The 13253-nt window shown below is 51.8% G+C and carries 13 protein-coding genes; 9 read left to right on the plus strand and 4 right to left on the minus strand.

What is annotated here, in order from left to right; genetic code table 11:
* The first annotated feature begins 586 nt into the window (after positions 1–586).
* The 8 genes from HH215_RS32020 (at position 587) to HH215_RS32055 (ending at position 8061) form a co-directional block, all read left to right on the plus strand.
* Positions 587–1201, plus strand: a complete 615-nt coding sequence (locus HH215_RS32020; protein WP_169283596.1) for a hypothetical protein — start codon at positions 587–589, stop codon at positions 1199–1201.
* Positions 1198–2301 (plus strand): Gfo/Idh/MocA family protein, encoded by a 1104-nt coding sequence (locus HH215_RS32025; protein ID WP_169283597.1) that lies wholly within the window; start codon positions 1198–1200, stop codon positions 2299–2301. The genes HH215_RS32020 and HH215_RS32025 overlap by 4 nt, the downstream gene beginning before the upstream one ends.
* A 92-nt stretch (positions 2302–2393) precedes the next feature.
* Complete coding sequence (locus HH215_RS32030) at positions 2394–3296, plus strand: sugar phosphate isomerase/epimerase family protein (protein ID WP_169283598.1); 903 nt, start codon at positions 2394–2396, stop codon at positions 3294–3296.
* Positions 3297–3396: 100 nt separating this feature from the next.
* Positions 3397–4488, plus strand: coding sequence for a fatty acid desaturase family protein (locus tag HH215_RS32035; RefSeq protein WP_169283599.1), 1092 nt, complete (start codon positions 3397–3399; stop codon positions 4486–4488).
* A gap of 90 nt (positions 4489–4578) precedes the next feature.
* Positions 4579–4896 (plus strand): MocE family 2Fe-2S type ferredoxin, encoded by a 318-nt coding sequence (locus tag HH215_RS32040; protein ID WP_169283600.1) that lies wholly within the window; start codon positions 4579–4581, stop codon positions 4894–4896.
* 20 nt (positions 4897–4916) lie between these two features.
* Entirely contained in the window at positions 4917–6158 is a 1242-nt protein-coding gene (locus HH215_RS32045) for an NAD(P)/FAD-dependent oxidoreductase (RefSeq protein ID WP_217362263.1), read from the plus strand.
* Between the two features lie 30 nt (positions 6159–6188).
* Entirely contained in the window at positions 6189–7175 is a 987-nt protein-coding gene (locus HH215_RS32050; RefSeq protein ID WP_169283601.1) for an aldo/keto reductase, read from the plus strand.
* Complete coding sequence (locus HH215_RS32055) at positions 7153–8061, plus strand: creatininase family protein (protein ID WP_169283602.1); 909 nt, start codon at positions 7153–7155, stop codon at positions 8059–8061. The genes HH215_RS32050 and HH215_RS32055 overlap by 23 nt, the downstream gene beginning before the upstream one ends.
* Positions 8062–8072: 11 nt before the next feature.
* Here the strand turns inward: HH215_RS32055 and HH215_RS32060 are convergent, their stop codons facing one another.
* The 4 genes from HH215_RS32060 to HH215_RS32075 all read right to left on the minus strand — a co-directional run bounded on the left by HH215_RS32060 (position 8073) and on the right by HH215_RS32075 (position 11600).
* Positions 8073–8486 (minus strand): DUF2752 domain-containing protein, encoded by a 414-nt coding sequence (locus HH215_RS32060; protein WP_254450292.1) that lies wholly within the window; start codon positions 8484–8486, stop codon positions 8073–8075.
* Positions 8467–8805 (minus strand): DUF4234 domain-containing protein, encoded by a 339-nt coding sequence (locus HH215_RS32065; protein ID WP_169283603.1) that lies wholly within the window; start codon positions 8803–8805, stop codon positions 8467–8469. Before HH215_RS32065 ends, HH215_RS32060 begins: the two co-directional genes overlap by 20 nt.
* A gap of 151 nt (positions 8806–8956) precedes the next feature.
* Entirely contained in the window at positions 8957–9721 is a 765-nt protein-coding gene (locus HH215_RS32070; RefSeq protein ID WP_169283604.1) for a response regulator transcription factor, read from the minus strand.
* Positions 9708–11600 carry a sensor histidine kinase gene (locus HH215_RS32075; RefSeq protein ID WP_169283605.1) on the minus strand — a complete coding sequence of 631 codons (1893 nt, stop codon included), beginning with the start codon at positions 11598–11600 and terminating at the stop codon, positions 9708–9710. Before HH215_RS32075 ends, HH215_RS32070 begins: the two co-directional genes overlap by 14 nt.
* A 241-nt stretch (positions 11601–11841) precedes the next feature.
* On the opposite strand from HH215_RS32075, the gene HH215_RS32080 reads away from it, so the two are divergent.
* Positions 11842–13215: an ABC transporter substrate-binding protein gene (locus tag HH215_RS32080; RefSeq protein ID WP_169283606.1), complete on the plus strand. Its 1374-nt coding sequence runs from the start codon at positions 11842–11844 to the stop codon at positions 13213–13215.
* The last annotated feature ends 38 nt before the right edge of the window (positions 13216–13253 follow it).

Genomic DNA, 13253 nt, shown 5'->3' on the forward strand with positions numbered 1-13253 from the left:
AAGGCCCGTCATTGTCGCATTTCGCGACAATGAGCGAGAGCGAGAGAGTGGAGGGCCCGCCATTGTCGCATTTTGCGACAATGAGCGTGAGCGAGAGAGAGAAGGGCCCGCCATTGTCGCGTTTTGCGACAATGAGCGTGAGCGAGAGAGAGAAGGGCCCGCCATTGTCGCGTTTTGCGACAATGAGCGAGAGCGAGAGCGAGAGAGTGAAGGGCCCGTCATTGTCGCGTTTTGCGACAATGAGCACTTTGACCAGAAATGAAAAGTGTTGATCTAGGATAAATCCTCCTGGACCAACACTTTTTCTTTTGACCATAGGTTTCATCAAGCGTCGCCCTTGCGCCTATAGTCGGTTTTTCCGACTATAGGCGCGGGATCAGCGAGTTAGTGTGTCTCATAGTCGGTTTTTCCGACTATAGGCGCGGAGTCAGCGAGTTAGTGTGTCTCATAGTCGGTTTTTCCGACTATAAGCGCGGGATCAGCGAATTAGTGTGGCTCATAGTCGGTTTTTCCGACTATAGGCGCGGAGTCAGCGAGTTAGTGTGGCTCATAGTCGGTTTTTCCGACTATAGGGATCAGCGAGTTAGTGTGGCTCATAGTCGGTTTTTCCGACGATAGGCGCGGAGTCAGCGAGTTAGTGTGGCTCATAGTCGGTTTTTCCGACTATAGGCGCGGGATCAGCAAGATAGTGTGTCTCATAGTCGGTTTTTCCGACTATAGGCGCTGGATTGGCGAGTTAGTGTGGCTCATAGTCGGTTTTTCCGACTATAGGCGCGGAGTCAGCGAGTTAGTGTGTCTCATAGTCGGTTTTTCCGACTATAGGTGCGGGATCAGCGAGCAAGTGTGGCTCATAGTCGGATTTTCCGACTATAAGCGCAAGATTTGCGAGTTAGTGTGTCTCATAGTCGGATTTTCCGACTTTAAGCGCAAGATTTGCGAGTTAGTGTGGCTCATAGTCGGTTTTTTCGACTATAAGCGCTGGATTGGCGAGTTAGTGTGGCTCATAGTCGGTTTTTCCGACTATAAGCGAGAGAGCGGGGGAGTTAGTATGGTTATCCATCAGCAACCGTCAAAAGTAAGCGCTTCAACAGGTATAAAAAACACTCCTAAGAAGTTGATTTTATGGGTCGGATTAGAGGTCGCGGAATTTTATGATGAATACATAACAACGGCTTGGCTGAAGAGGAGGAACAACGATTGAGCGCAATTGACTTGAACTTGAACATCGAACCGGTAATGCCTAAGCGCAAAGATTACCGGATCGGCTGCATCGGTTCCGGATTCATCATGCGGGATTGCCACTTGGTCGCATACAAGGATGCGGGCTTTAATCCCGTTGCGATTGCGTCGCGTACTTACGCGAACGCGAAGGCGGTTGCCGAACTGCGGGGAATCCCGAAGGTACACGAGAAGTGGGAACAGTTGGTCCAAGATCCCGAGATCGAGATTCTCGACATCGCGGTTCCCCCGGATCGTCAACTCGAAGTCGTGAGGTTGGCCGTCAAGCAGCCGCATATCAAAGGCATTCTGTGTCAGAAGCCGCTGGCTATGAACTCGCAGGAAGCGCGGGAGATCGTCGAGCTCTGCGAAGCCGCGGGCATTAAAATCGGAGTCAACTCGAATATGCGCTACGATCAATCGATCCGGGCGCTCAAAACGGTGCTCGATCGCGGTTATCTCGGAGAACCCGTGCTGGCGACGATCGAAATGCGGGCGATCCCGCATTGGCAGGATTTCCTTCATCAATACGAGAGAATCGAAATTCTAAACATGGGTATCCACCATATCGACGCGTTCCGATACCTGTTCGGCGATCCGGAGAAAGTTACGGCGGTCGCGCGCAAGGATCCGAGAACGAAATTCAAGCACATCGACGGGATTTCCCAATATACGTTCCAATACGGCAACGAACTCATGGCTACGAGTCTGGATGACGTCTGGGCTTGGCCGGGAGAAGGCGCCGAGAAGGACATCTATATCAAATGGAGAGTCGTCGGACTGGACGGAATGGCCCAAGGGACGATCGGATGGCCTCATCCGGAAAGAACGCCGAGCACGCTCGAATTCACGACGAAGCAGTCTCCGAACCAATGGTTCCGGCCGAAGTGGGATACGGTGTGGTTTCCGGATGCTTTCCAAGGGACGATGGCGCAGTTGCTTCGCGCGGTGGAGACGGACAGCGAGCCGGAAATCGGCGGCAGGGATAACCTGAATACGATGGCCGCCGTAGACGCTTGTTACAAATCCATTGCCGAAAGCCGGACGATATCCTTCAGCGAAGTTACGCAATCCAACTTATAGTGCGAGTTCAAAAAGTTATGTTTTCAGCACCGAGAAGGTTGGAAGATCCGGCCTTTTATAGACTAAAACCATTTTAAGGGAGGAAATTGCTCATGATCTCAGTAGGTATTTTTAACGGATATTATCCTTACTCGCTAGCGGAATCGATTTCCAGAATCAAAAAAGACGGATTTAACTGCGTTCAATTGGACCTTGCTTTCAAAGATATGGACGTTTCCCCGGATAACCTGACGCGCGACAAAGCGCACATGATCCGCGATGCGTTTCGTGACGCGAATTTACCTATCGTCTGTATTTCCGGTTACACGAATATCATTCATCCGGATGCTAAGAAACGCGAACAGAACGTAAACGGGCTTAAAAACCTGCTAAAATACGCTCGCGATCTGGGGAGTCCTTATGTCATCAGCGAAACGGGTACTTACAACACGGATAGCGACTGGGTATGGGATCCGAAAAACGGCACGGAGGAAGCTTACGAGGAAATCTGCAAGCAGCTCGAAGACCTTGCCAAATTCGCCTATGATCACGGCTCCGTGTTTTTGATAGAGAACTATGTCAATAACGTCATCGGTTCCGTGGATCATCTGACCCGTCTATTCTCCGACGTTAACCATCCGGGGCTTGGGTTGCTGATGGATCCGACCAACTATTTCACGGACCACAACATTAATCACATCGATGACGAGCTTAATCGCATCTTTAACACGTTGGGCGATAGAATCAAAATTGCGCACGCCAAAGATTGCAAACCGGCGGAAGACACCTCGGAGAAACACGCCGCAATCGACGCGACGGAATCGCACACGTTCCGCGGAGCGGGAGCGGTAGAGCTTCCGGCACCGGGACTGGGCAATTTGAATTACGATCTGTATTTGCAAAGACTCGGCAAGCTGCACCCGAACATTCCTATCATTATCGAACATTTGGACGAGGCGGACATTCCGCGCGCGAAAAAGTTCTTGGACGGTAAACTGAAGAAAAACGGAGTCTAATCGAGCTTGATGGGTTAACATGCAAGCTTCGTCTACAGGTAAGCGCAATCGCGATTGCGCTTATCTGTTAGATATTTATACGAGCGGGGTGGATTAGAGCATGGCGATCGTTGTGCAGAAGAGGGATTACAGCATTACGGGTCCGGAAAGCAAAAGGGCTCAGGAGAAAGGGCTGGCGACTGCGGAGTGGTACACGAGCCCGATTCCGCGCGCGAAGATGAAGGAACTCATGAAAAGAAGGAACGGTCCGGCCATTCGGGATACGATTATCTGGTTCGGCGGCCTTGCTGTACTGGGCTATCTCGCCTTCCTTTCCTGGGGCACTTGGTGGGCCATTCCGGCATTTCTCGCTTACGGCATCCTTTATGCGACGCCCGGAGATTCCCGCTGGCACGAGTGCGGACACGGTACGGCGTTTAAGACGCCCTGGATGAACGAGGTCATCTACCAGATCGCTTCCTTCATGGTACTGAGATCGGCGACTCCGTGGCGATGGAGCCACGCGCGCCATCATACCGATACGATTATCGTCGGTCGCGACCCGGAGATCATTACGGAGAGGCCTCCGGTATGGCGAATTCTCATGATGCAGATTTTCCACCTGTACGGCGGTCCGGTCGAGATCAAACGTTTTATTCTCCATACGTTCGGCAAGTTGGAGTCGCAGGAGAAGGAATATATTCCGGAGTCTCAGCATAACAAGACGTTCTGGGAAGCGCGGGTATACTTGCTAATCATCTTGGCGATCATCGGAGCCTGCGTCTACGCGGGAAGTATTTTGCCGGCGATGTTCATCTTCTTGCCTTCATTCTACGGAGGCATAATCGTCATTACTTTTGGCGTTACGCAGCATCTTGGTTTATACGAGGATGTACTAGATCACAGATTGAATTCGCGGACGATCTACATGAACCGTCTCTGTCGTTTTCTCTATTGGAACATGAACTACCACGTCGAGCATCATATGTTTCCAATGGTACCGTACCATGCGCTGGCTAAGCTGCATGCGGAGATGAAGGACGATTGTCCGGCGGCAAGGCCGGGACTTTGGGCCGCATTGAAGGAGGTCGTCACGGCGTTGCGCAAGCAGAAGCACGATCCGGCGTACGTCGTCGTCAAACCGCTCCCGAGTACGGCGCGGCCATACATGTACGGGATCGAGCATGATCTGAACATCAAGGTCGAAGCGTAATTATAACAAGAGAGGCGAGAAGCAGCGAATTCGTATAATCCGTCATGTGATATGTCTAATCAACTAGATTAATCGTAAGGAGTGAAGGTTATGAGCAATGGAATATGGATCGAAGCTTGCGAAGTGGACGATATCGAGGTTGAAGACGTCATTCGGTTTGACCATGAAGACCGGACGTTCGCCATCTATCGTACGGAAAAGGGAGATTTTTTCGCTTCCGACGGGTATTGCACGCATGAAAAGTTCCATCTGTCCAACGGATTGGTTATGGGTAACTTGATTGAATGCCCGAAACATAACGGACGCTTCGACATTCCGACGGGTCAGGCCAAGAGAGCGCCGGTATGCGTGGATCTGAAAACCTATCCCGTGAAAATCGAAGACGATAAAGTATTTATCCAGATTTGATGTCGAAGGAGCACTCGGATATGAAGGACTACGGAATGGTTATCGTTGGGGCTGGCGAAGCGGGTGCGCGCGCGGCGGTAGAGCTTCGGACGCAAGGCTGGACGGGCGCGATTACGATGATCGGCAACGAGGGACGGCATCCTTACGAACGCCCTCCCCTTTCCAAGCATCAGCTGGTAGACGCAGCCGAACCGGTTCCTATTACGATCCTCGATAGCAATAGATTAATAGAACAGAACATCGGTTTTCATACGAACGATGTCGCTGTTCGGATTAACCGGCAAGTCCATACCGTCGAGCTAGCTAGCGGAATTCAATTACCCTACGAGAGATTGCTGCTTGCAACGGGGGCTAATCCAAGAAAACTATCCGTCCAGGGGAATGCCGCGAAGGAGATGCTATACCTTCGCACGTTCGCGGATGCGATTCGAATTCGGGAACGGATTCAGCCCGGCCAAAGAGTTGCGGTTATCGGCGGAGGGTTTATCGGTTTGGAAGTCGCCGCCAGCGCGGTAAAGAAAAGCTGCGAAGTTACGCTCGTGGAAGTGGCGCCTCGCATTCTGATGCGCGGCGTTCCCGAGGAAATCGCCAAGCTGGTAGAACAAAGGCATCGCGAAGCGGGAGTCCGCTTTAAGATCGGCGTCATGATCGAGAGCGTCGACAAGGAAGTCGGCGGAGAGTACGTCATCTCGTTGGCTGACGGATCGGCCGTTCGCTGCGATGCGATCGTGACGGGGATCGGGGCCATACCCGCAACTGCGTTGGCAGTTGTCAGCGAATTAGAAATCGAGAACGGCGTGAAGGTAAACGAGATGCTGGCAACGAGCGATCCGGATATTTACGCCGCGGGCGATTGCTGTTCTTTCCCGCATCCGCTCTATGGCGGTAAAAGAATTCGGTTGGAAGCGTGGCGCAACGCTCAGGATCAAGGAACGCACGTCGCGGGCAATATGCTGGGCGCGGCGGTACCTTATTCGGCATTGCCTTGGTTCTGGTCGGATCAGTACGACCAAACCTTGCAAGTAGCGGGATTGTCCGAGCCTACGGATACGACCGTTATGCGGAATTTGGGCGACGCGGGCAAGCTCTTCTTCCACGTAGCGGGCGACGGAAGATTGGTCTCCGTGAGCGCGATGGGTCCGACGGGAGCATTCGCGAAGGAATTCCGATTGGCGGAATTGCTCATCGAGAAACAAGCGAGGCCGGAGTTGGAAGCGCTAGCGAATCCGGGAAGAAAATTGAAGGAATTATTGCGCGCGTGATTAGAGGGATAGAGCGAAGGGGATGAAACCATGAAATATAATGCGTTCGGCAAATTAGGAACCGAAGTGTCCCGGCTGGGATTCGGCGCGATGGGACTTGGCGGCGTATTCGGACAATACGACGAAAAAGATTTGGTTCGCTCGGTACTTCATAGCTTGGAGAAGGGCGTTAATTTTATCGATACCGCACGTAACTACGGCGAGTCGGAGCGTATTCTCGGCTTGGCGCTGCGCGAATGGAAGGGCAAGAAGCCCTTCATCGCGTCGAAGATTCAATCGAGGGGCCCGGGCAATCTAGGTTGGGGTAAACCGATCCCCGTGGAGTCGGCTTTTCCGCAAGGCTGGCTGAGAGAAAGTACGGAAACCTCGCTTCGGCTGCTCGGCGTCGACACGATCGACCTCATTCAACTCCACCAATATTGGCCGCAATGGGATCGCGTAGATTATTGGATGGATGAGTTGCTGCAACTGAAGCAGGAAGGCAAAATCCGCGGCATCGGCGTATCTCTGCCCGATCAGCGGCATGATATCGTGCTGCCGCTCGTGCAAAGCGGAAAGATCGATTCCGTGCAGACGGTATTTCATATTTTCGACCCTTTGCCTCTGGATTGCCTTATCCCGATCTGTCAGGAAAACAACGTCGCGGTAATCGCGAGATGTATATTGGATGAAGGCGGATTGACGGGATTTCTGAAAGAAGATACCCTATTCGAAGAAGGAGATTTCCGCAAATCTTATTTCGATTACATGCCTCGCGGCTTGTATATCGAACGCGTCAACCGGTTGAAGGAAGCTTTCGTCCCTAAATACGCAGAGAGCCTTGCGGAGTTGGCCATTAAATTCGTGCTGCATCATCCGGGGGTTACCGCGGCCATAAGCTCTATGCACGTCCCGCGGTATGCGGACGAGAATATCGCGGCCGTCGATCGCGAGCCGTTGCCCGAGGAAGCGTTCGAAGAAATCCGACAACATCACAGATGGGTGAGAAATTTCTATGAAACCAAGTACTGGCAGTAAAACGCTGTGGTCCGAGCTCTTGCCGTACGAGTTCAATAGACGATTGGACGAATGTCCGATCGTCTATTTGCCGCTCGGACTGTGCGAGCCTCACGGACAAGTCAGCGCGTTCGGCCTCGATACGCTCAAAGCGGAATGGCTCTGCTTGCGAACGGCCGAGAGGGTCGGCGGCGTAGTCGCGCCATCCATGGGTTATCATATCCACGAAGCCGGTTATCATGCGAGATGGCTTGAGGATGAAGTCGGAGAAGAAAATCCGCGTATGACCGGAGTGCCTCCCTCAATCTTCCTTCAACTGTTCCTGTATCAATTGAGAACGTTCGTAAATGCGGGATTTCGCAAGATCGTAGTCCTGTCCGGACATAGCGGGGGAAACCAATTTGATTTGCGGCAGGTTGCCGATCTCTTCATGAATCGTTTTTCGGCCGTCGAGGTATGGGTACGCAGCGATCCTGAACTCGTGGAAGGTCTTTACGAAGGAGATCATGCGGGGAAGTACGAAATCTCGCAGCTCATGTACATTCGGCCGGAACTAATAGAGATGGATAAGGCTACGTTAGCGGATCTGCAGGGATCCGGCGGACGACTGGCGCTTGGCGCGGACGCCGGTGAAGCTAGTCCGGAGCTGGGCAAGAAGATCATGGAAGCTTGTCTAGAGAGCATGGTCGAAGAGGCAACGCGGATGAAGTCGGAATCGCATTCGGCGGCGAAACCCGATACTGCAGCCTCTATTCCGAGAATCTCTTACGAAGATATTGAAGCGATATGGAGCGAGGCCTCGGCGAATGCGGATAAGTGGGTTACGGCAAACCCATGGCCATCCCAGAAATCGGTATCGACGCTGTCCCAATGGAAGCCGTATGAACGTTATGAAGCCGGTCGATGAGACCGGCTAACTTAGAATTGTCCCGCAGCCGGGGCTAACCAAGCATAGGCGGGTATATTCCTTAGCAGTCCGAAAGCCAAAGTTAGAATCAGCATGACGGCCATGACTCCGTTGCTCATAATCCGAAGCCGTTTCTTATGGGCAATGAAATAGAGCGCGAATAAGGGGAGAAGGATGAAAATCAACGGATTGTATCGATAAGCCTGATGCACATCCAAATCCAACAGCGAGAGGATGGCCCTCGTCGCTCCGCACCCCGGGCAGTAAAGTCCGGTTAGCTCGCGGAACGGGCAAGGAATGCCGATATGGGTCAGCGGTAACCATACTTTGAGGTAGAGCAGACCGGCAACGCCAAGAGAGGCGCCCCATATTAACGAGGAGCGCCTCTTCGGATTCAGCTTTAGCTTAAGCCAATCTATTAACATCGGATTGTACCAGAGCGTACGTGACGATACTCAAACCGAAAATGGTCAGGACGACGTACAGAACCGAATTATCGACCGGTACCATGCCGCGTTGTCTTTGCGCTTCCGCGATATTTTTGCCGATCTGATAGGCCCATACAAAACTCCAAATTCCGCATGTAACCAGCGTCAGAAGGAAATGCTTGCCTCCCGTGAACGAGTAGTCCCCGCTCAATTTTCCCGCATCGTTGGTAAGCACGATAAACCAATAGATCCCGTAGATTCCGCAGGTAATCAAAGTTAGAATAATTGCCAATACAATTCCCCGCTGTTGAACCATGACGCACCGTCCCGACATTGAGTTAGATTCTGACAAGATATGAAGAAATTCGACATTCCCACTATAAAGAATTAGGGATGTATGCGCAAGGAAAATATTACTAACCGGGTAGCGTGCAGAAATATGGCGAGTAGGAAGGGGGAAACCTCCCTCACTTCTGATACTCCTTCGGAGTGCATCCCGTCACTTGCTTGAACAGTCGGCTAAAGTAAAATTGGTCGGGGTAACCGACGCGTTCCGCCACTTCTTTAACCGATAACCCCGGATGATTGGCAAGCAAATATTTGGCCTCGTTGATGCGTAAGGAGATCAAATATTTGGATGGCGGTTCTCCCGTATGCTTGATAAAAATTTTACTCAAGTAGGATGGCGCGAAGTTGAATTGCCTGGAAATTTCCTCCAAGCTGATATCTCCGGTAAAATTTTCGCGCAAGTATATCCGAACCCGTTCCACGATATCCTCGGATGAAACGGTTCCTTGCGGGCGGATTCCCTCGACGTTTTTCTTAATCTTCGTTTTCTCGTTCTCGATCGCGGCCTGTACCCGGGAGATCGCTTTCTGCAGCTCTCCGGATTTAATCGGTTTAAGCAAATACTCGCTCGCTTCGTAACGTACCGCTTGCCTGGCATACTCGAAATCCGCGTATCCGGTAGTGATGATCTTGCGAACGTGCGGATAATGGGAGTGCAGCGACTTGATCAATTCAAGCCCGTCCATGACCGGCATGCGGATATCCGTTACGATGAGGTCGGCGGAGTTGTCGCGAATGTATTGCAAGGCGCTTTTCCCGTCTTGAGCGGCGTAGACGACTTGCAGCCCGGAGTCGAAGCTTTCGATTTTCTTGACCAGATTGTTGCGAATCAAATCCTCGTCCTCTGCTACGACGATTCGCATCGTAGGCTCAGCGTTCTTCATGTCGTTCCCCTCTTTCCATAGGTCCGCCGATCGTGATCTCCGCGCCTCCGTCCGGGAGATTCCGGAAGAGGAACACGGATTCCGAACCGTACGTCAGTCTCATGCGGATGAATATATTTAGCAATCCCATGCCGCCCAACTGCAGCACCGGGGTAACGTTAGTCAAGTAAGTTTCGTCGATCTGCTCGCGAAGTTTCCGTAAGCTCTCCGGACTGAAGCCCGGACCGTTGTCGGATACGGTGACCCGCCAAGCGTTATCCTCCGCGAAGCCGGAAATCCGGATATGCCAGGGGGGCTCTTGTCTTGTCGCGAACTTGAGCGAATTTTCGACCAGCGGCTGAACGACCAGCTTAGGGATCATGACCCGGGTTAACGGTTCGTCGATCTCGAACGAGTAAACGAGCTTCTTGCCATGGCGGATTTCGTTGACCTCTAGATATTTGCGGGTATGCAAGATTTCCGTTTGCAGCTCGACAACCGACAGATCGGATGAAATATAACGCAAAATATCCGACATGTTTTCCGACATCGACACGATTTGCTCGTTCATGTTTTCTTCGGCCATGACGCTGATCGTCGCAAGCGTATTATACAGGAAATGAGGGTTCATCTGGGATTGCAGAGCAATTAGTCTGGACTGCACTTCCTGGGATTGGGACAAGAGAAGTTCGTCCATCGATTGGCGCAATCTCGAGCTCATGTTCAAGAACGCGTCGTGCAGCTGATCGAGCTCGTTAAGCCCGCTGTTCAGTTCCTGGGACGCGATTCGCCCGGAGCCGAGATCGTCCAAGCGAATATTCCGCACCGTGCGGAGAATTCTATAAATCGGAAAAGTGATTTTCTTGGCCGCGACGAAAGACAGCAGCATCGCGAACAGCAGGATTCCGACGGCGACGAACAGCGTTTTGCGCGTAAAATCGGCCAAAGGGGCGAGCAGCTTCTTCTCGGATACGATGACGACCGTGTTCCAGCCGGTCAAATCCGAGCGGTGATTGGACAGTAGCTCCCGATCTCCGGTAACTGGATTGCGGAAAGATTCATAAGCGCTCTCCGCCGAAGGTTGCCCTTCCCCTAGCTGACGAATATACGGATCGTATAGGCTGCGATCCGCTTTGAGCGGATAGATGATCTGTCCGACGTCGTCGAATACGAGCACGTTTTCTTCGTAGGCCCGTTGCTTGACGAAGCTCAGTACGCTTTTGAAAATCCGATTATAGTATTGCTTGACCTCGACAATTCCGATCGGAACGTTGTAGTTGTCGTAAAATTGCCGAAACAAGGAAAGAGAATACTGTTTTTCCCGCGACGAGATGAACTTGGACATTTCCTCGTCTTCGACGGGAATGGTAATGTACTTTCCTTGGGTCGACATGACGGCTTGGAACCAGGGAGCGGTATTCGGATCGTAAGAGCGTTCCCCGTTGTCGAAGCCGTTGCCGTACACTTTGCTATTAAAGTCGTATAGGTATATTTGCTCCGCCGCGCGCGAAGGTCCCATTGCCGCCGTGAGGATTTCCGCGAGTTCCTTCGCGCTCTGAACGGAATTGGCGGACGCTCCCGGCAGTGTGACGGGCTGTTGCAAACCTTCGACCGGCTTTTGGGGCAGCTTCTCCAGATCGGTTAAGTATTTCCGAAATTGATTTTTGACAAGATTGGAGTACATAACGTTAAGGGACACATCGTTCATTTTGCGGATTTCCGAATCGATTTGATCCTGCATCGATTGTCCGACGTTCACGAGGGAATCCGTTGCGTTCTTTTTGATTAGTCCCGACACCCACAGGTATACCCACGCGACAAGAATCGTAAATACGACGATGATGATCAACGTATAGGTCGAGAAGAGAATCGTTTGGATGTTTTTGAGTTTGCTCCACATGTTGTCCTCCGTATAGCCGAGATGGTACCGTTTTCACCTTCCCATTGTGTGCTCGGTTTCTTGATTTGTCAAAAGCGGTTTCGAGAGACGGTTAAATAAGTGCATAAAATGTAACCGTTTTCTCCATGGTTTCCCCTTTGTTCCGAATCTATAATGAGAACAGCCCGCTAGGAAGGCGAGGCGATCACATCGATGCTATGTAAACGGATTCATCGCTGTATACGACAAGGGGAGTGATCATGTGAAAAGATTTACGGCAGTTTGTACTTCGATTATTTTGACATCCGCGCTGTTGACGGCATGCGGAGGTAACAACAATTCGGAACCGTCCGCGTCGCAATCGGCAACGCCATCGGCTTCTCAGGGCGAATCGACGGAAACGGCGTCCAACTCGGGTGCCGCGAAGAAAGATATTACGCTGACTTATCTCGCCAGCCAAGATTGGATCAAAGACGCGGAAATGGAATTGGCTAAGAAGTTCGAAGAGAAGACGGGAATCCACATCGACTATCAAATCATTCCCGCCGATCAATATTTCAATGTGCTGAAAACGAAGCTGAACTCCGGCGAAGGTCCCGATCTGTTCGGCGGACAAAGCGGCAAGAGCGAAATCAGCCTGAACTATAACGCCCAGAAAAACGCGGTCGATCTTAGCGATCAAGAGTGGGTAAAGCGGGAAGATCCGCTTTCCGTCGACCAATTGACTTTGAACGGCAAAGTGTACGCGCAGACGATCTGGGATACTTCGAACAGCTACGTTATCGTATACAACAAAAAAGTGTTCGCGGAGCAAGGCCTCAACGTCCCGACAACGTACGCGGAGTTCAAAGACGCGGCTCTGAAAATCCAAAAAGCCGGCATCACGCCGTTGTACGAGCCGGTAGCGGACGGCTGGCACCACGTCCTCTGGTTCGCCGAGCCGGGCCCGCAATACGACAAGCTGCAACCGAACTTATATGAAGATTTAAACGCGAACAAAACGAATTTCGAGACGAGCGCTCCGATGCTGACTTCGCTTACGCAGTTAAAAGAAATGTACGATTTAGGTTTGTTCGGGGATAACGCGCTTTCCGATACGTTCGCGGATATGGCGAATCAGATGGCATCGGGCAAGTTCGCGATGGCGCTCATGACCCAGGATCTCCCGCAACAGATCGAGAAGATCAATCCGGAGCTGAAAGCGACGGATTTCGGATTCTTCGTCATCCCGCTTGCGGACAACCAGATCTACTACGTCAATCCGGGCGGTCCGAGCAAGTTCGTCTACTCGGGCGGCAAGCATATCGAGGAAGCGAAACAGTATTTGGGCTTCTTGGCGGAGCCGGAAAACCTGCAATACCTTCTGGACAATACGCCGACGTTCTCTAATTTGAACTTCTCCGGACTGAAGGACAAATACAGCGACGAGCAGAAGAAGCTGCATGAGACGTATCCGGTGAAAGGCACGGACATCCAAGATTACGTGAACTACGTCAATCCGCAATGGATGGATATGGGGAAAGACATCGTCGGCATGTTCGGCGGCGCCGCGGAACCGGTCGACGTGCTGAAGAGCATCGACAAACGCAGAAGCGACATGGCCAAGATCGCCAAGGACGAAGGCTGGAACAAGTAACAAAAAAAATGAGCTGACTGAAACCGCTGACCCTGATC

This window comes from Cohnella herbarum (assembly GCF_012849095.1).
Taxonomy (GTDB): Bacteria; Bacillota; Bacilli; order Paenibacillales; family Paenibacillaceae; genus Cohnella; species Cohnella herbarum.

Bases quoted from the DNA above. Each gene is read 5' to 3' on its own strand.
- HH215_RS32060 (WP_254450292.1), bottom strand. From the start codon at position 8,486: ATGTTAATAGATTGGCTTAAGCTAAAGCTGAATCCGAAGAGGCGCTCC.
- HH215_RS32040 (WP_169283600.1), top strand. From the start codon at position 4,579: ATGAGCAATGGAATATGGATCGAAGCTTGCGAAGTGGACGATATCGAG.
- HH215_RS32065 (WP_169283603.1), bottom strand. From the start codon at position 8,805: ATGGTTCAACAGCGGGGAATTGTATTGGCAATTATTCTAACTTTGATT.
- HH215_RS32035 (WP_169283599.1), top strand. From the start codon at position 3,397: ATGGCGATCGTTGTGCAGAAGAGGGATTACAGCATTACGGGTCCGGAA.
- HH215_RS32075 (WP_169283605.1), bottom strand. From the start codon at position 11,600: ATGTGGAGCAAACTCAAAAACATCCAAACGATTCTCTTCTCGACCTAT.
- HH215_RS32050 (WP_169283601.1), top strand. From the start codon at position 6,189: ATGAAATATAATGCGTTCGGCAAATTAGGAACCGAAGTGTCCCGGCTG.
- HH215_RS32070 (WP_169283604.1), bottom strand. From the start codon at position 9,721: ATGAAGAACGCTGAGCCTACGATGCGAATCGTCGTAGCAGAGGACGAG.
- HH215_RS32030 (WP_169283598.1), top strand. From the start codon at position 2,394: ATGATCTCAGTAGGTATTTTTAACGGATATTATCCTTACTCGCTAGCG.
- HH215_RS32055 (WP_169283602.1), top strand. From the start codon at position 7,153: ATGAAACCAAGTACTGGCAGTAAAACGCTGTGGTCCGAGCTCTTGCCG.
- HH215_RS32045 (WP_217362263.1), top strand. From the start codon at position 4,917: ATGAAGGACTACGGAATGGTTATCGTTGGGGCTGGCGAAGCGGGTGCG.